The sequence below is a fragment of the Micromonospora sp. SD19 genome (assembly GCF_054462275.1).
On sequence record NZ_JBTLMN010000005.1, the window covers coordinates 86,569 to 106,236 of the forward strand.

3 protein-coding genes are annotated in these 19,668 nt (G+C 71.0%); all 3 read left to right on the plus strand.

The features are described from left to right. Nucleotides 1–413 precede the first annotated feature (413 nt). Nucleotides 414–9,758 carry a Tc toxin subunit A-related protein gene (locus ACX27O_RS18330; protein WP_458939793.1) on the plus strand — a complete coding sequence of 3,115 codons (9,345 nt, stop codon included), beginning with the start codon at nucleotides 414–416 and terminating at the stop codon, nucleotides 9,756–9,758. A 9-nt stretch (nucleotides 9,759–9,767) separates the two neighbouring features. Continuing rightward, a complete protein-coding gene (locus ACX27O_RS18335) occupies nucleotides 9,768–17,426 on the plus strand; it encodes a SpvB/TcaC N-terminal domain-containing protein (RefSeq protein WP_458939794.1) in 7,659 nt (2,552 codons plus the stop codon). A gap of 429 nt (nucleotides 17,427–17,855) precedes the next feature. Then, the gene (locus ACX27O_RS18340) at nucleotides 17,856–19,610 is read left to right on the plus strand and encodes a family 43 glycosylhydrolase (protein WP_458939795.1); all 1,755 of its coding nucleotides are present in this window, start codon (nucleotides 17,856–17,858) and stop codon (nucleotides 19,608–19,610) included. Nucleotides 19,611–19,668 lie beyond the last annotated feature (58 nt).

Here is a 19,668-nt window from a genome sequence, read left to right on the forward strand (position 1 = left end):
AGGGGACAACCGCCAGGGCGGACCGGAGACCGGGCCGGGTCCAAGAATCGCTTCTGTCGTCATCAAGAACCTCTATATGAGGTACCGGATCGAGGTCAAGGTTCCGTGCCAGGTCTGACGGCGCGGCCGTCGGCGCCAAGGCTCCGATCATGCCCGAGACCGCGGCGCAGACCACGGCCAATCGGCCGACCGGGTGGTGCCACAGAGCCGGGGCTGTTCTGCTGCTCCGGAGAAGCTCGTCCCCGCCACCGGCCGTACCGGCAGTGCCCGCCGCCGTTCATCCAGACGGGCAGGCGGATCTCGGACAGTGCGATGCTCCCGGGCTGCTCTGATCCGCAGGATGCCGGGTAGCCCCCGGTCGCACCGGCGTCAGTCAGCCGCCGTCGCCGGCTGCTGGACGATCGGAGATGCTCATGACCAGCCCGTTGGGCTCGCAGCGGCACCGCCCCAGCGATGATGTCCGGCGGCTGCACACCGCGCTGCTGCGGATGCCCGTCGACATCGCCACCGACGAACTCGTCGACGCCCGGTACGGGCCGACCACCCGCCGCGCAGTTGCCGAACTCCAACGGGCGCACAAGCTGCCGGTGACCGGCGTTGTGGACGGGGCGACCCGGGACGCGGTGCAGATGGTGTTGGCCGAGCCGCCGTCCCGGTTCGTGGTGGTGGGCCGGGTGCGTTGGGCCGACGGGCGGCCGGCGAACGCGCTGACGGTCGACGCGTTCGACCGGGACCTGCGGCACGCCGAGCAACTCGGCGAGGCGAGCACCGGGGACGACGGGCTGTATCGCGTCGACTATTCGCGCGACCAGTTCACCCGCTCCGAGAAGCAGTCCGCTGACCTGTTCGTCCGGGTGTCCGCAGGCGATCGTCTCCTGTCCGACCCGCCGCTGAGCGCGGTGCTGTTCAACGCCCCCGAGCTGGCCGTGCTCACGGTGGACCTGTCCGGGGGCGGGGAGCGGGAACGCAGCGAGTACGAGCGGATCCTCGCCACGATCGTCCCGTTGCTCGGCGAGGTGCCGCTGTCGGAGCTGCGGCAGGACGACGAGGCCGAGGACGTGACGTTCCTGGCCGCCGAGACCGGACTGCCCGCGACGGCGCTGGCGCACTTCGGGGTGGCGCAGAAGCTGGCGGCGTCGTACAAGCTGCCGCCGATGTTCGGTTACGCGCTGCTCGCCGAGCGGACGCTGTTGACCGCGAGTCGTACCGGCGCCGCACTGGCCCGGTTCGATGTCGACCTGAACACCGAGCTGCGGCCGCTGTACTACGACATCGTCCTGCTCGACGAGGACACCGTCCGCAACGCCGTCGCCGACGCCGTGCGCCATCGGTACGTTCCCAAGGACCTGCTCGGCGAGCTGGACCGGATCCTCGAGATGCTGGCCCGGGTGCGGTCGGAGGCCGAGGAGTACGTCGCGCAGGAACGGCCGAAGGTGTTGTACGGGCGGGTGGAGCGGTTTCTCGTCGACGGGGCGCACGAGCGGGTGCAGAGTCTCCTCGCCACCGACGCCGCCGGTGACCTGCCCGGGCTGATCGCCCGGCTGGCCGACGCGGCGGTGTTTCCCGACCGGTCGGTCGCCGAGGCGGCCGGCGCGGCGAGCGTGCTGGCCGACGTGTTGGGCTACGACGAGGCGATCGTCGACCGGGTCCGCCACCGCGAGGGGATCGAGCGGGCGGCTGACGTACGCCGGCTGGCCCGGCTGGCCCCGGCGGACTGGCGCCGGGTGTTGGGGGACAGCACCGCTGATGTCCGGGTCGCCGGTCAGCCGGTCCGGCCGGAGCTGATCGACCTGCACGCCGGCGCGCTGGCCCGCAAGCTGGAGCGGCGTTATCCCACCACTGCCTTCACCGCGCAGCTCGAACGCGATGCGGGCGCCACGGTCGGGACCGCAGCCGACGCCGACCCGGCAGCCGACGCCGCGGGCGGGCGGGCCGACGGCAGCGGCGAGCGGGCCAGCGCGGCTGAGCGCGCCTTCGGTGGGCACCGGGACGTGGTGCTCGAACTGCTCACCGCGAACCCGGATTTCGACCTCGCGACCGGCAACGTGGAGCGGCTGCTGCGCGACCACCCGGAGCGGCTGCGCACCGGGCGACCGGCGCTCAAGGCCGCACAGCGGATCTTCAAGCTGGCGCCGACGTACCGGCAGACCACGGCGTTGCTGGGGGCCAACGTGCCGTCGGCGGCCCGGATCCACGCCCTCGGCGAGACCCGGTTCGTGGCCACCGCCGTGGACACCGGCCGGTTCACCGACGAGCAGGCCCGGTCGGTGTATCGCCGGGCGGTGGACGTGCATGTGGCGAGCGGGCTGCTGGCCGGCGAACTCCAGAGCGCGGCGCGGGCGCTGCCGGTCCAGGCGTTGGGTGGTTCGGCGGCTCCGGACCTCACCCCGGTCAGCGCCGACTTTCCCAACCTGGCCAGCCTGTTCCGGCTCGCCGACTCCAGCTACTGCGAACCGTGCCGCAGTGTGCACAGCGCCGCCGCGTACCTGGTGGACGTCCTTCAGTTCCTCGGCAACCGGCTGGTCACCGACGCCGACACGCCGGGTCCGGCTACCAAGGTCGCCCGGGACGTGTTGTACGGCCGCCGGCCGGACCTCGGTGACCTGGATCTGAGCTGTGCGAACACCGACCTTCCGCTGCCCTACCTGGACGTGGTGTGTGAGCTGCTGGAGGAGGCGGTGGCGCCGGACGCCGGTCTGGCGTTCGCCGGCCCGCTGAGCGGCGGCGTCGATCCGGTGGAGGCGCCGTCGGCCGGGCTGCTGAGCCTGTTGCAGGGCCGGGGTTGGCCGTTCACCGACCGGTCCCTGGTGTATGAGCCGGACCTGGCCGGGGCCCGCGTGGTACGGGACACCGGCGTGGTGGCCAAGGCGACCCCGGACGGGTCCGGTGGGTGGTTGGTGCGCCGACTGCGCCAGAGCACCGGCACCGCGGCGGAGTTGGCGGCCGCGCCGCAGTACGTGAACGGTGCCGCCTACACAGTGCTGGCCGGCAGCCGGTACGCGTTCGCCCTGCCGTTCGACCTGGCGCACGAGGAGACCCGCAGCTACTTCGCCCAGTTCGAGATCCCCCGGGCCGACCTGATGCGGGCGCTGCGGCGGCCGATCGGCCCGAGCGACGAGGCGATCGCGGCCGAGGAACTGGGGATCAGCGAAGCGCAGCGGAACCTGGTGGTGAATGCCGACCCGGGTGCGCAGGACGACATCTGGAACACCGCGCCGCTCGGCGCTCTGGGCGGCATCGCCCGGGTGGACAATTTCCTTCCTCGGGCGCGCCTGGACTATCGGGAGCTGACCGAACTGCTGGCGTTGGCCTGGGTCAATCCCGGGAACGTCATGTTCGTCAAGCACCTGGACACCGGGTCCGACCTCAGCGCGAAGCGGATCCAGCAGCTCACCGACGCGCGCCTGGACCGGATCCACCGGTTCCTGCGCCTGCTGCGCGCGGCGGCCTGCACCGGCTGGACGCCGCAGCTGCTGGACCGGGCGATCCGGGCCGACGCGCTGGGCGGTGGCGCACTGGACGACGACTTCCTGGTCACGGTGGCGGCGCTGCACCGGCTGGCGGCGCGGCTCGGGCTGCCGTTGCCAGTGCTGGTCGACCTGTTCGCGCCGCTGGACGAGTCGCGCTACGCCGAGGTGTTCCGCAACGCGGCGAACGGCCCGGTCCTCGCGGCGTTCGAGCCGGCCAACGTGCTCGCCAACGAGCAGGCGGAGCTGACCACACCCGGCTCGGGTGCTCTGCTGTCGGCGCACGAGGCGTACCTGGCGACCTGCCTGGGTGCCACGACGGCGGACACCGCGCTGCTGGTGGCCGACCTGCCGGCCCCGGCGATCGTCAGCAACGCCAACCTGCACGCGGTGTACGCCGGCACGCTGCTGGCCCGGGCGCTGGGGCTCACCGCCGCCGAGTACCTGATCATGAAGGATCTGATCGGGTCGGATCCGCTCACCGCACCGGCCACCGCGCTGGTCTTCGTCGAGCGGTTCGACGCCGCCCGGGCCGGCACCGGCATCCGCCCGGCGGATCTGCGCTACCTGCTCCGGCACGAAGCCGACGACCTGGCCGTGCGGGACCTGCCGGACGAGACGTTGACGGCGGTGCTCACCGGGTTGCAGGCCGCCTACCAGAGCGCGTACGCGAGCACCCGGCCCGCTGTCGACCCGGCGGCGCCGCCCGAGGAGAACCTGCCGGGGATGCGGGCCCTGCTGGCCACCGTGCCCGGAATGACCGAGGCGGACCTGGCCGGCTTCGTGTCCGTCGTGGACGGCAGTTGGACCGATGCGGCGGTTACCCCGGCGCAGTTCGTCGACGCGAAGCTCGCCGCCCTGGTGGACACCACACCGATAACGGCGGCGATCGTGGCCAACCCCACCGAGGCCCAGCAGACCACGCTGCTGCTGGCCATCACCACGGCGCTGTCCAGCTACGCGTACACCCGTACCAAGCAGGAGCTGGCGACGACGGCGGTGGCCGACACCTTCGGGTTCTCGGCGGACGCCGCCGCCACGGTGCTGGCCGGTGCGGAGCTGACCCGGCCGCTGCTCGCGGTCCTCACCGACGACGCGCTGGTGGACCTGGTGAACGAGCCGCCGGCGCCGCCGGCGGTCACCCCGGCCGGGTTCGACGAGCAGTACCGGGCCCTGCGCCTGCTGCACGTGCTGAGCCGGCTCGTCGACCACCTGACGGTGCCCGACGCGGACCTCGGTTGGCTGCTGACGAACGCCGCGCCGCTCGGCTGGCTGGCCCCGGACCGGGTGCCGTACCAGACCGGCCGGCCACCGGCCCCGTTGGCCGACTGGATCCGGTTGGCCGCCGGGGTCGAGCTGGCCCGTGCCTACCCGCCGGTGGCGAACCCGCTGGACGCGGCCGCGCCGTGGACGGTGTACGGGCTGTTCGACCTGGTCCTGGCGGCCGGCACCACCGCCGCGCAGGTCCACACCCATCTGGCGCAGCTCGGTGGTTGGGACGTCACCACGCTGGCCGACCTGGACACCCACCTCGAACTGTCGGCGGCGAACCTCACCGCGTACCGGTCGCCGGTGACGGTCCAGCGGGTGGCCGAGGCGCTCACAGTGCTACGCCGGCTGGGCCTGCCGGTAGCGGCGGCGGTGCCGCTGGGCCAGCCGGTCACCACCGCAGCGGGCGTGGTCACCATGCGGCAGGCCCTGAAGGCGCGGTACGCCGAGGCCGAGTGGCTCGGGGTGCTCCAAGGTGTGCAGGACCGGCTGCGGGTGGCCAAGCGCGACGCGCTGGTCGCGTACCTGCTGGCCGAGAACCCGGCGCTGCGCGACACCAACGACCTGTACGACAACTTCCTCATCGACGTCGAGATGGGCGCCTGCATGGCGACGTCGCGCATCGTGCAGGCGCACGCCACAGTGCAACTGTTCGTGCAGCGCTGCCTGTTGGGACTGGAACCGGACAGCGTCGCGGCGGTCACCGAGGACCCGGGTTGGGAGCAGTGGGACTGGATGGCCAACTACCGGGTGTGGGAGGCCAACCGGAAGATCTTCCTGTACCCGGAGAACTGGATCCAACCGGAGCTGCGCGACGACAAGTCGGAGTTGTTCAGCGAACTGGACGACCAGTTGCAGCAGGACGAGCTGACCGACCTGGCGGTGGAGAACGCCACCATCGCGTACCTGGAGAAGCTGGACGACCTGGCACACCTGGACGTGATGGCCTGCTACTACCAGCACGACAGGCATCTCATGCACGTGTTCGCCCGCACCCGGGGCGGTGACCCGGCGGTGTACTACCACCGGCAGTTCGAGCGGGAGCGGTACTGGACGCCGTGGCGGCGGGTGCCGCTGGACATCGCGGGTGACCACCTGCTCGCCTTCGACCGCAACAGTCGGCTCACACTGGCCTGGCCGGTCTTCACCGAGGAGACGGACACCTCGCAGACCTCCCAGATTCCGGACCCGGACGGCATCCCGCCGGGCGGCACGGAGACGGATCGGCCGCGCCGGCGGTGGCGGATCCAGTTGGCCATCGGTGAGCGGGCACAGGACCGCTGGCAGCCGAAGAAGATCTCCAAGGATGCGCTGTACTACCCCGCCAGCGGCTACCAGGAGGACCTGCCCTCGGCGAACGAGTTCACCTGCTTCGCGTACGCGGCCGGGGAGGCCGGCCAGGCGATCAGCGTGCTCACCGGTGTCGAGTTCGTCGGCTCGTTCGCGCTGACCGGCTGCCGGGGCTATCCGGAGCCGATGCCGGGCGGCGGTTCCGGCAGCCTGCTGCTGTCACCGGTGTTCAAGGACACCAAGCTGCTGGCCGAACGGTTCACCGAGCTGGTCTCCCGGACGCAGAACGACCTGGCGATCAGCACTCCGCTGATGGGCGCCTACCAGACGTTGGTGGCGCAGACGCCCGGCCGGTTCCGGGTGACGTACCCCATGCAGATGTCGTTGCTCGACTGGATCATCATGCTGCTGGGGATTTGGCAGAATGTCCGGGGCATCCAGGACCGCCGGCCGGTGCTGCCACTGGGCACCCTGATGCCGTACTTCTACGGTGACTACGACCGCGGTTACGTGATCATCCCGGGCTTCTACGACCGGCGCGCCGAGGACCCGACGGACCGGATCGAGAAGACGTACAGCGACGTGGACCAGTTCGTCCGCGACGTGCTGGCGCTGCTCACCGAATACCTGCGCCGGTACGCCGAGGATCCGGCGCACGACCTCGCTGCCGCCGTGCAGGCGATGACCCAGGACGCCGAATACCACCGGCTGGTCGCCGAGTTCAAGGTCTACGACACCCTCTCGTACGGGGTGAAGTTCGCTAACTTCTACCACCCGCTGCTGTGTTTCCTCCGGGCCACCGTCTACCGCTCGGGTGTGTCGGCGTTGCTGAGCCGGAGCACCCAGCTCACCAACACGGGGTTCGACTTCGCCGCCACCTACCAGCCGCAGCCGGTGGTCGTGTCGCCGTACCCGGTGGAGGACCTGGACTTCGCCGCTGACGGCGCGTACTCGGGCTACAACTGGGAGCTGTTCTACCACCTGCCGTTCGACATCGCGATGCGGCTCAACCGGGACCAGCGCTTCGCCGAGGCGCGCAACTGGTTCCACCACATCTTCAACCCGGTCGGCACGGCCGACGGCGCCACGGCCCCACAGAAGTACTGGGTCACCAAGCCGTTCTTCCAGACCGGGGCGCCCGAGCTGATCAGCCAGCGGATCGGCGACATTCTCACGGCGATCGCGGCGGACCCGTCGGGGGCCAGCATCACCGACCTGAAGTTCGCTGTGGAGCAGTGGCGGGCGAAGCCGTTCAACCCGCACGTGGTGGCCCGCAGCCGGCCGGTCGCCTACCAGTTGGCCGTGGTGCTCGGTTACCTGAAGAACCTCGTCGACTGGGGTGACCAGTTGTTCCGGCAGTTCACCAGGGAGTCCGTCACCCAGGCCACCCAGCTGTACATCCTGGCCGACAAACTGCTCGGGCCGAAGCCGAGCGTGGTGCCGCCGCTGGTCACTCCGGCTCCGGCCACCGTCAACCAGCTTCAGGCCTCTGTGGACCTGTTCGGCAACGCGCTGCTGGACCTGGAGAACCTGATCCCCGACCTGGACCTGCTGCCGCACGGCGGGGCCGAGCTGCCCAGCCCACTGAGCTACTCGGCGCTGTACTTCTGCGTCCCGCCCAACGAGGAGATGCTCCGGCTGTGGGATCTGATCGCCGATCGGCTGTTCAAGATCCGCAACTGCCAGAACATCGACGGGGTGGAGAGCATGCTCGCCCTGTTCTCACCACCGATCGACCCGGGGGCACTGGTCCGGGCCGCCGCCGCCGGCATGTCCGTCTCGTCGTTCCTGGCCGGGCTCGGCGCACCACTGCCGAACTACCGCTTCCGGGTGCTGGCCCAGAAGGCCACCGAACTCGTCGGGTACGTCGGCGAGCTGGGCGGCGGGCTGCTCGCGGCCATGGAGAAGCGCGACGCCGAGCAACTCGCCCGGCTGCGCGCCGGCCAGGAGATCGCCCTGCTCGACGCGGTACGGGCGGTCAAGCTCGCCACCATCGCGGAGGCCGAGGGCAACGTCGCGGCCCTGGAACTGAGCCGCAAGGTGGTGGAGGAGCGGCAACGCTACTACGCCGGTCGGCCGTACATGAACGCCTGGGAGATCACCGCCACGGCGCTGTCGGGGGTGTCGCTGCTCGGCGAGGCCGCGATCGCGGTGGGCTACATCCTGTCCGGCGGGCTGAAGCTGATACCTGACTTCACCACCGGCGGTGCCGGCTTCGGTGGCTCACCCACAGTGACCCTGACCATCGGCGGGGACAAGGTCGGCGCCGCCGCCGACTCGGCCGTGATGACCCTGGAGGCGATCGCCCGGGCGCTGGACAAGGCCGCCGGGATGGCCGCCAACCAGGGTGGCTACCGCCGCCGGATGGACGACTGGGAACACCAGGCGGCGCTGGCCGGCCTGGAACTGACCCAGCTCGACCAGCAGATCCTCACCGGGCGGCTGCACGTGGCTATGCTCACCGACGAGTTGGCGGCGCACGACCGGGAAGCCGACAACGCCCGGGCCACCGAGGAGTACCTGCGCGGCAAGTACACGAACACTGAGCTGTACCAGTGGATGGTGAGCCGGGCCAGCTCCGTCTACTTCGGGGCGTACCAGCTCGCCTTCGACGTGGCGAAGAAGGCCGAGCGGTGCTTCGCGCACGAGTTGGGCAGCGAGGCCACGTTCCTGCAACCCGGCTACTGGGACAGCCTGCGCAAGGGGCTGACCGTGGCCGACGCGCTGCGCCACGACCTGAAGCGGATGGAGGTGGCCTACCTCGACCGGCACAGCCGCGAGCGCGAGCTGACCCGGCACGTCTCGCTGGCACAGCTCGACCCGGCGGCGCTGATCGAGCTGCGGGCCACCGGCAGTTGCCTGATCAACGTGCCGGAGGCGCTGTTCGACCTGGACCACCCGGGGCACTACTTCCGCCGGCTGCGTACGGTCAGCCTGTCCATCCCGTGCGTGGCCGGCCCGTACACCCCCGTCACCGCGAAGCTGTCCCTGATCGCCAACCGGTACCGGACCGGCACCGCGGCCCGGCAGGGCGCCACCAGCGCCAAGGACAAGTACACCGAGGTGCCCGGCGACGACCGGTTCGCGTACAACGTGGGCGGGATCGAGTCGATCGCCACCAGCAGCGGCCTCAGCGACAGCGGCATGTTCGAGCTGAACTTCGCCGACGACCGTTACCTGCCGTTCGAGGGCAAGGGCGCGGTTGGCACCTGGCGGCTGGAACTGCCGACGGCGGTCCGTCAGTTCGACTACGACACCATCAGCGACATCATCCTGCACCTGCGGTACACCGCCCGCGACGGCGGCTCGACACTGCGCGGCCTGGTCGAGGACTCCCTACGAGAGGTGCTCAACGAGATGCTGGTCGACGCCGGCCGGACGGGCCTGTACCAGGCCTACAGCCTGCGCCACCAGTTCCCGGACGAATGGTGGCAGCTCACCCAGCAACAGAGCACCGAGCTCACCATCGGGCCGGAGCACCTGCCGTACCTGGCCCGCGATCACCAGCCGGTGGTGGACCAGGTGACCTGGTACGCGCGGGTGGACGGTGATCCCGGGACGTACGACCTCACGGTGGCCGGTGACCCGGTGACGTTGAACCGGGACGCTGACCTGCACCAGTGTGTGGGCCAGTCCGATCCGCTGGTGCTCGGCACCCCGGTCACGTTGGCGGCCGACCCGGACGGCCTCACCGACCTGGTCCTCCTGTTGCACTACCGGCTCGACGGCTGAGGGGGAGTGGTGACGACCAGCTATCCGGTCGGCGGCGGATCGTGGGGGCCGGGGCCCGGCTCCCGGTGGCGCGGCTCCGCCGACCCGACCGGCGCGGGCGCTCCCGACGCGGCGGGTGGGGCGCTCGGGCCGGGCGGGCCGACGGCCGACGCGGCCGGCACCGGCACGCCGCCAGCCGGTCAGGGCGCGGCCGGGCCAGGGCTCGGCGGACCGGCGATCAGCCTGCCCACCGGCGGCGGCGCGATCCGGGCCATCGGCGAGACGTTCGCCGCCCACCCGGTCACCGGGACCGGCGGCATGTCGGTGCCCATCCCGGTCAGCGGCAGCCGGTCCGGGTTCCAACCCGACCTGACGCTCAGCTACGACTCGGGCGCCGGGAACGGCCCGTTCGGCCTCGGCTGGCAGCTGCCCGTGCCGGCCATCAGCCGGCGCACCGACCGCGGCCTGCCCCGCTACGACGACACCGACACCTTCCTGCTGTCCGGCGAGGACGACCTCATCCCGGTGCCCGGCGGCACCCCGGTCGCCGGGCACACGGTGCAGCGGTTCCGGCCGAGGACCGAGGGGGCGTTCGCCCGGATCGAGCGGTGGACCCGGGACTCCGACGGTGACGTGCACTGGCGCACAGTGTCCGGGGCGAACCTGCTGGCCGTGTACGGCCGTGACGGCGACTCCCGGATCGGCCGGGGCGCGAAGGTGCACACCTGGCTGCTCTGCGAGACCCGGGACGACCGGGGCAACGCGATCACCTACACCTACAAGGCCGAGGACGCCGTCGGCGTGGACCTGGACCGGCCGCACGAACGGCACCGCACCGACCGGCACACCAACCGCTACCTCAAGTCGGTGCGCTACGGCAACGCGGTGCCGCTGCTGGACGCCGACGGTCGACGCCCGGTGGACCTGACGCCGGCCCAGATCGCCGACGCCGGCTGGTTGTTCGAGGTGGTGTTCGACTACGGCGAGCACGACCCGGACGACCCGCGTCCGGCTGACACCGGGGACTGGATTTGCCGGCCGGACCCGTTCTCCACCTATCGCCCGGGATTCGAGGTCCGCACCTACCGGCTGTGCCGCCGGATCCTGATGTTCCACCACTTCCCTGACGAGCCGGAGGTGGGCGCGGACTGCCTGGTCCGCGCGGTGGAGCTGGAATACGCCACCGGGCCGGTGCTGTCCACCCTGGTCGAGGTGACGCAGCGCGGCTACTCCCCGGCCATCGACGGCGGGCACACCAGCGCCGCACTTCCCCCGGTGACCTTCGAGTACATCCCGGCCACCATCGCAGCGACCACCCGGGAACTGGACCGGGACAGCCTGGCGAACCTGCCGGCCGGCGTGGACGGGCGGACCGAGCTGTGGGTGGACCTGGACGGGGAAGGACTCGCCGGGGTGCTGACCGGGCACGAGGGTGCCCTCTACTACCGACCGAATCTCGGCGCCGGCCGGATCGGCCCGGTCGCCGCGCTGCCCACCGTGCCGTCGCTGACCGACCTGGCCGGCGGACGCCAGCAACTGGTCGACGTGAACGGGGACGGGCGGATCGAGCTGGTCCAACTCGGCACCGTCCCGGCCGGCTTCGTCCGCCGCACCGACGACGCCGGCTGGTCCGATCTGCAACCGTTCCGCGAGCTGCCCGCCGTCGACTGGGCCAGCCCCGACCTGCTGCTGCTGGACCTCACCGGGGACGGCCGGCCCGACCTGCTGCTCACCGGGGACACCGTGCTGACGTGGCACGAGTCGCTGGCCGAGGTGGGGTACGGCCCGGCGCGACCCGCGCTCTGGCCCGCCGACGAGGATCGTGGCCCACGGCTGCTCCGCTCCGACGACCGGCAGAGCGTCTTCCTCGCCGACATGTCCGGCGACGGCCTCACCGACCTGGTCCGGGTCCGCGACGGATCCGTCTGCTACTGGCCCAACGTCGGCTACGGCCGATTCGGCGCCAAGGTCGAGATGGACGACGCGCCGTGGTTCACCGGGCAGGACGAGTTCGACCCCGCCCGGGTGCTCCTCACCGACGTGGACGGCACCGGCATGATGGACCTGTGCTACCTGGGCCGACGGGAGATCCGGCTCTGGTACAACCAGTCCGGTAACAGCTGGTCCGCCCCGGTCGACCTGCCCGACCTGCCGCATGTCACGCCCGACTCGACGGTGACGGTGACCGACCTGCTGGGCACCGGCACCGGCTGCCTGGTCTGGTCGTCGCCGCTGCCCGGCGACGCCTCCGGTCCGGTGCGTTACCTGGACCTGGCCGCCGACGGCAAGCCCCACCTGCTCACCCGGGTGGTGAACAACCTGGGCGGCGAAACCATCATCCGGTACGCCGCTTCCACCGCCTTCCAACTGGCCGACCGGCGAAACGGCCAGCCGTGGGTCACCCGGCTGCCGTTCCCGGTGCAGGTCGTCGAGCAGGTGGAACAGGTCGACCGGATCGCCGGGACCCGGCTGGTCACCGGCTACCGCTACCACCACGGGCACTACGACGGCGACGAGCGGGAGTTCGCCGGCTTCGGCATGGTCGAGCAGATCGACGGCGAGTCGTTCGTGGACCACGTGCTGGGCGTCGAGGCGGTCGACGGGAATCAGGACACTTCGCCCGAGCTGTTCCAGCCACCGGTCACCACGAAGACCTGGTACCACACCGGCGCCCCGGTCGACCTGTCCGCCGAGTGGTACGCCGGCCGGCACCTGCCCAGTGTGGAGCTGCCGGTCGGAGTCTCCGCCGCGGAGCTGCGGGAGAGCCGGCGGGCGCTGCGCGGCCTGCCGCTGCGGCAGGAGGTGTACTCGTACGACGGCAGTGCCGCGCAGGAACACCCGTACGGGGTGGTCGAGCAGACGTACCAGGTGCAGCGGCTGGACGCGCGGGTGTTCGTCGCCGTCGAACGGGAGGCGGTCAGCCTCTCCTACGACCGGGAGCCGGATGAGCCCCGGATCAGCCACCGGCTCAACCTGGTCCTCGGCCCGTACGGCACCGTCGTGCAGGCCGCCGCGGTGGTCTACGGTCGCACCACTCCCGACCCGGAGCTACCCGTCGAGGTGACCGTCGAGCAGCGGCGCCGCCACGTTACGTACGGCGAGCAGAGCTACACCCCGGACATCGACGACACGGTGCCCGTGCCGGCGTACCGGATCCGCACCGCGTACGAGGCGGTCGGCCACGAACTGACCGGGCTGGCCCCGGCCGGCCCGCTGTTCACCCGGGCCGAACTGCTCGCCGGGTTCGCCGCGGCCACCCCGATCGGGTACGAGGTGGTGGCCGACGGGGTCAGCGCGCAGCGCCGGTTGCTGTCCCGGTCACAGGTGCGGTTCCGGGACAACGCGTTGGCGCCGCTGCCGGCCGGGCAGTGGGACAGCCTGGGGCTGGGACACCAGACGTACCAGCTCGCCTTCACGCCGGCCGCGCTGGCTGCCGGCTACGGCACGGCGGTCACCGGCGTGGACCTGGCCGCCGCCGGATACGTGCAGCTCGACGGTGGCCCGGACTGGTGGATTCCCTCCGGCGAGCTGCGCTATCCCGCCGACCCAGCCGCGCACTTCTACCTGGCCAACGGCGCCCGGGACGCGCTCGGCCTGGCGACGGCGGTCACCTTCGACGACTACCACCTGCTCACCGAGCGGGTGACCATCGACCAGGCGGCCTGGTCGGTCACCACCGCCGTCAACGACTACCGGGTGCTGGGTCCGAGCCTCGTCACCGACCCGAACGGGCAGCGCCGCGCGGTGCGCTACGACGAGTTGGGCCGGGTGGTGGCCTCGGCGTTGCTCGGCCGGCCCGGCGCCGGGGACGGTGACACGCTCGACGATCCGACGTTGACGTTCACCTACGACCCGTTCAACTGGATGGTCAACGGCCAGCCCGCGTACAGCCGGGGCCGGCACCGGGAACGGCACGGCCCGACCAACACGCGCTGGCTGGAGAGCTACGAGTACAGCACCGGCACCGGTGGGGTGGCGATCACCAAGTCGCGGGTGCATCCCGGCAGGGCCCTCGAGGTGGGGGAGGACGGGGTGGCCGTCGAGGTGGACGCCGACCCACGCTGGGTCGGCACCGGCCGCACGGTGGTCAACAACAAGGGCAACCCGGTGAAGCGGTACCAGCCCTACTTCAGCACCACCCACGAGTACGAGGACGCGGCGGCGCTGCGCGAGATCGGCGCCACCGCGATCCGCTACTACGACCCGCTGGGTCGGGCCGTGCTGACCCGGTATCCGGACGGAACCCTCAGCCGGGTCGAGTCCACTGCCTGGTCGCACCGGTTGTTCGACGCCAACGACACGGTGCTCGACAGCCAGTGGTACGCCGAGCGGGGCAGCCCTGCCGTCTCCGATCCGGAACCGGCCGACCCGGCCGTCCGCGCCGCGTGGCTCGCCGCCGCGCACGCCGACACGCCGTCCGTGGTCCACTTCGACAGCCTGGGTCGGGCCGTCTACTCGGTGGCCGACCGGGGAGCCGGCCAGCGCTTCGGCGTACGCACCACCGGAGACCTCACCGGCCGGTCCTCGGACGGGTACGACGCGCTGGGCCGGCACATCGCCAGCGCGGCCACCGCCATGCACGGCGCGGGGGTGCGCTCGTGGAGCGCGGAGAAGGGCGAGCGGTGGGTGTTCCAGGATGTGCTCGGTGGGGTGCGCCGGATCTGGGACGAGCACGGCCGGACGTTCCGCACCACGTACGACGCCTTGCACCGGCCGGTGGGCGTGTACGTTCGGGAGTCCGCCGGCGCGGAGCGCTGCGTGCAGTACGTGGTCTTCGGTGACCGGCATCCGGACGCGGCGACGCTGGGCCTGCACGGCGTGCCCTACCTGGTGTTCGACCAGGCGGGCCAGGTGCGGGTCCCCGCTGTCGACTTCAAGGGCAACCCGCGGCGGGCCGAACGCAGGCTCGCCACCGATGACGTCGCCGGCCCGGACTGGTCGCCGGTGGCCGCCGCGCCCGACCACGCCGCGCTGCTGGCCGCCGCGGCGCCGCTGCTGGAGAGCGAGGTCTTCGGCACCGCCGCCGAGTACGACGCGCTCAACCGTCCGACACTGGTCACCCTGCCCGACGCCACCGAGCTACGACCGACCTACCTTGAGGGCGGCATGGTGGGCCGGCTCACCGCGCGGCTGCGTGGCCAGGGCGCGGAGGTGGAGTTCCTGTCCGAGCAGGACTACGACGCGCTGGGCCGGCGGCGGTTCGCCCGGCACGGCAACGGTCTGGTCACCGAGTACTTCTACGACCCGATGACGTTCCGGTTGGAACGGCTGCTCACCGCCGGGGTACGCGACCTGCGCTACACGTACGACCCGGTGGGCAACGTGACCCGGGTGGCCGAGCCGGGCGCGCCCACCTTCTTCGGCAACGCGGCGGTGCCGGCCGCCAGCGACTACGCGTACGACCCGCTCTACCAGCTGGTCCGGGCGAGCGGGCGGGAGTTGGCCGGGGCGCCGAATGACGCGATCCGCGACCACACCGACGTGCCGCCGGCCGGCAGCCTCACCGATGCCGGCGCGGTACGCGCCTACACCGAGGAGTACGAGTACGACCCGCTTGGCAACCTCACCGTGCTCCGGCACCGGTTCCGGACGCAGGCCGGGGTGGGTGCCGGCTGGACCCGGCACCACCGGTACGCGTACCAGGACGACCCGGCCGACGCCACGAACCGACTGGCCGCCACGAGCGTCCCCGGTGACGCCGACGGTGGTCCCTACTCGGCCGGGTACGCGCACGACGCCGTCGGCAACCTGACCGTCATGCCGCACCTGCCGGCGCTGGAGTGGAACGTCCGCGACCAGCTCAGCCGGGTCGACCTCGGCGGCGGCGGTGAGGCCCGGTTCGTCTACGCCGCGAGCGGGCAGCGGCTGCGCAAAATCGTGGACCGGCCGGGCAGCGTCCAACTGGAATGGATCTTCCTGGGCGCGGTCATCGTGTTCCGGCGGCGCAACCGGGTCACCGGCACCCTCCAGCACGAGCGCTGGACCACCACGATCGCCGACGACACCGGCCCGGTCGCCCAGGTGGACGTCAAGACCGTCGACGTCGGCGGCTTCGACCCGGCCAACCCGCTCGGCGTTCCGCTGATCCGCTACCAGCTCACCAACCACCTCGGCTCGGCCGCGCTGGAGACCGACGCGGCCGGGGTGATCATCTCCTACGAGGAGTACCACCCTTACGGCACGACCGCGTACCGGTACGGCCGGCCGGGCGTCGACCTCAGCCTGAAGCGGTACCGCTTCGGCGGGCACGAGGCGGACGACGAGACCGGCTTCTGCTATGCCGGGGCGCGGTACTACGTGCCGTGGCTGGGCCGGTGGGCGAGCACCGACCCGGGCGGCTTCGTCGACGGGGGCAACCTGTTCCGGTACTGCCGCAACAATCCCGTCGGGATGGCCGATCCGGCCGGGTTCAGGCCCACCACCGTCATGGGGCCGGAAACCCACGACATCTCCATCTCGGAGCCCCACTTCACCGGGTCCGAAAACCCCACGGTGGAGGACTTCCGCCGCTATCTCAGCAGCCACGGCGCGACCCTCGATCCCCGGATCAACAACAGCAACTCGGTCATCTACTACCAGCCCAACGTCACTCTCAACCTGGAGGGGGGCACCTGGTCCGAGCACCCGGGCGGCACCTGGGTGCTGCACGCCGTACTTCCGCCTCCGGCGCCGCCGCGACCGAGGCCGACGCCGCCTCCGCCGCCGCCGGAGCCGCCACCGGCCGAGCCGCCGCCACCCGCACCGGAGCCGCCACCCGAACCGCCGCCGGCCGCGCCGCCGGCCGATCCCGGTGGCGAGGCACCGGCCGCACCCGGCGTCACCGGTGGCGCTGCCGCGCACACCGCGCCCGCCGCCGAGAAGTTCATCTGGAACTTCAAGTTCAAGGGCGCCCGGGGGACGTTCCGCGGCAACATTCTCGAATGGCTGTACGGCGTGCCGTGGCGCGACCGCGGGGCGGACTTCGACCTGGAGACCGCCACCACTGTCAAGCAGGTCAAGTCGACCGACGATTACGGCAGGGCCGGTAACATCGCCCGGGAGGCGACCCGGGACGCGGACGCCGCGATCCAGGCCAACCCGAGCGGCACCATGGCCGGCAAGCGGTCTCAGGCCGTCATCGTCACCGAGACCGACGCGCCGGCCAGCGTGGGAAACGCGATCCGCACGGCGACCAACCCGGGACGGGGACGGAAGATCCCCGCCACCGCCACGGCGCCGGAGCACGTGCGCGGACTGCCGGGCCGGACCGGCATGGTCGGCAAGGGGCTCAGTGTCGTCGGGTTCGGCCTGTCGGCGTTCGCCCTGTGGGGCGACTACCAGCAGGGCGACTGGGAGATGGGCGTCGGTGACGCGTTCGGCGCGGTCGGCGGTGGCCTGGAGCTGTACGCCATCGCGGTGCCGGGCGCCACGGTCGCCACCGTCAGCGCGATGACCGCGGGGCTGGTGCTCGGTGGCATCGGTCTGGCCGCCGTCTCGTACGTCAGCATGAACCGGGCCGCCGAGGCTGGCGACACGCCGGGGGTGGTGGCCGGCGCCGTCGGCATCGGCGCGGGTCTGGCCATCGCCGCGGGTGCCATCGGCGTCGCGGCCGGCAGCGTGGTGATCGCCCCGGTCGTGCTCGCGGTCGGAATCGTCGCAGCCATCGGTGTGGGGATCTTCCACGCCGGCCGCTACTTCGACTGGTGGTGACCGACGGCGCATACCGGCACGCGAGCGGTCGAGGGTCTACGCCCGGAACCGTCGCCTACGGGGCGGCGACGGTTCCGGGCACGACTTCGTGTCCGGCGGGAGTGCAACCACCCGGCAGTGGCGGTGGCGGTAACGGTGCCGTGGCATTGACGTTCTTGACAGGCTCCAGATAGTACGGTTAACATCACCGAAACCTTGTTAGCGCTAACAGCTGCCCGTCGCTGATCCTCGCTCGCTGGGCGAGACCGAGCCCAAGAACGTGCGCGCTGAGCGCCCAGCTGGTCGAGCGGACCCGCCTCCTCCCACCCTTCTTGCCTATTCGAAGGGTGCCTCACACCCAGAACCGACCACGTGAAGTCGGTGGTCCGAAAAATCGGGCGACGGTGATTGTTGTTAGCGCTATCACGACCAGAAGGAAGGTGGGACCTGATGGTTATCGAGAGGGCCGCCGGGAAACGACGTCGAGGGTTGGCGGCAATTGGCCTCGCTCTCCTGGTGGGAATCGGGGTGGGTCAACTGGCACCGATCGTGCCGGCCGCGGCGGAGAAGCCCGTGCCGCCGGCACCGCCGGGCGTCGGACCGCAAACCCCGTCCGCCAAGGTGCCACTGGCCGGTGTCGACATGGCCCAGACGTACGTCAACCCGATCAATTTGCCGGGGATGGCGGTGCGCAACATCGTGGGGACGATGCCACCCACCGACGCGAACGTCGCGAACACGTCGCAGATCCCGGCCAGCTTGAACCTGGAGACGTGGACGGCAGCGTCCGGGCGGACGCTGGCGAGCCGATCCACAGTTGGCTTCAGCAGGATCTCGGAGAACTCCGCCCGCACCGGGGCGGACTGGTCCGCGCTGAACGTCGACGGGACCATCTATCTCTACGCGTCAGGTGCCATGCAGAACGCACCGAACAACAACCGCACCGTCTGGTCCACCACCGACTACCTCACGTGGACGCCCCACCAGATGAACCTGGGCCTGGTCGCGCCGACCGTCGTCCAGCTCGGCGACAAGTTCTACATGGCCGGCAACAACACGCCGGTCTATCAAGCCGACTCGCCCACCGGGCCGTGGACCAGCATGGGCAACTTCCTGCGCCCGACCGGCCAGACCCTGAGCGTCGGCGACGTGCAGTTCTTCCCGGACACCGACGGTCGGCTGTATCTGACGTACAACATCGGCTCACCGATCATGGGCGCCGAACTCGACCCGAACAATCCTCGCCAGCTCATCAGCGACCCGGTCGTGCTCTGGACCTTCGACCCGCGCCAGGAGTGGCAGCACATCGGTGACAACAAGGCCACCTACACACACGGGTACGTGGAGGGTTCGCAGCTGTTCAAGGTGAGGGACACCTACTACCTCTCGGTCGCGTCCGGTGGCACGGAGTTCACCACGTACGCGACCGGCGTGATGACCTCGGACAAACCGCTTTCCGGATTCAAGGTCACTCAGCAGAACCCGATCGGCTACGGGAACAACCACCCGAGTGCGGTGTACCCGAACGCCGGGCACGGCAGCTTCGTCCTCGACAACTCCGGAAACCTGGTGTTCTTCTACACCTATGTCATCGCCTACGAGGAGTTCTTCGAGCGGCGACTGGGCATGGACGTCTGCACCGTGATTCCCGCCGGTCCGAAACGGGGAGCGATCGACTGCGAGTTGTCCAACACGCCGCAACTGGCCCCGGGGAAGAAAATCTCGGGCCGGGACGACGTCGGGCTCTACAACGTGGCCACCAACAGCCAGGCGTACTGGGCAAGCAGCTATGCCCCCGGGCGTAACCCGTACTACGGATCGGACCGTTCCCTCTCCACGTGGTGGGAGCCGGCGGACAGCGACACCGCGCCCACGTACATCAGGGGCTTCGGGACCGTCTTCCACATCTCCGCCGCGCAGATCCAGTGGAAGGAGCTCGGGCGCACGTTCACCAGTGACAACGCCGTGCGGTACACGCTGGAGTACAAGGACATCCCCACCAACACGTGGCGGCCCCTGGTCGACAGGAGCACGAACACCACCGCGTACACGGCTGACTACGTCACCTTCGACCGGGTGCTGACGAACGCGGTCAGGCTGAAGGTCCTGGGTACGACCGAGAACGTCAAGGTCGGCGTCCACGAACTCAACGTGTTCGGCGAGAACTACAACCTGGTCGTCTCGAAGGGCATGATCACTCCGTAGTCCGGTCGCGGGGTCGAGCACGAGGGGAGCGGGCGGGATCCACTGATCCCACCCGCTC